The organism is Sedimentibacter sp. B4 (assembly GCF_000309315.1).
Lineage (GTDB): Bacteria > Bacillota > Clostridia > Tissierellales > Sedimentibacteraceae > Sedimentibacter > Sedimentibacter saalensis.
The window spans coordinates 1-227 of record NZ_CANG01000644.1 but is presented as its reverse complement, the minus strand read 5'-3'; the positions used below and the strand labels follow the sequence as shown (position 1 = coordinate 227).

The 227-nt window shown below is 68.7% G+C and carries 1 protein-coding gene; it reads left to right on the top strand.

All coding sequences use genetic code 11. The features are described 5' to 3' along the window. Nucleotides 1–227 (top strand): hypothetical protein (locus tag BN358_RS27790; RefSeq protein ID WP_232233234.1); only part of this gene is annotated, 227 nt, incomplete at both ends.

Below are 227 nucleotides of genomic sequence, written 5' to 3'. Positions count from 1 at the left end.
TTCCGGCTGCAGTTTCGCGAACGTATGGAACGAGGTGCCGGCGACCCAGCCATCGTTCAGCCCGGCTCCGGAGCCGTCCGGGACCACCGAGCCCGACGACCGCACCCTGCACCCCTACACCGGTGCGCTGGACCGGAAGGCGACCTGCCGGAAAGCCACGAAGACCGAGTTGGTCGACTGGGCGCAGATGGGCGGAGTCGGCGACTTCGTGGCGGGATCGGTGGTGA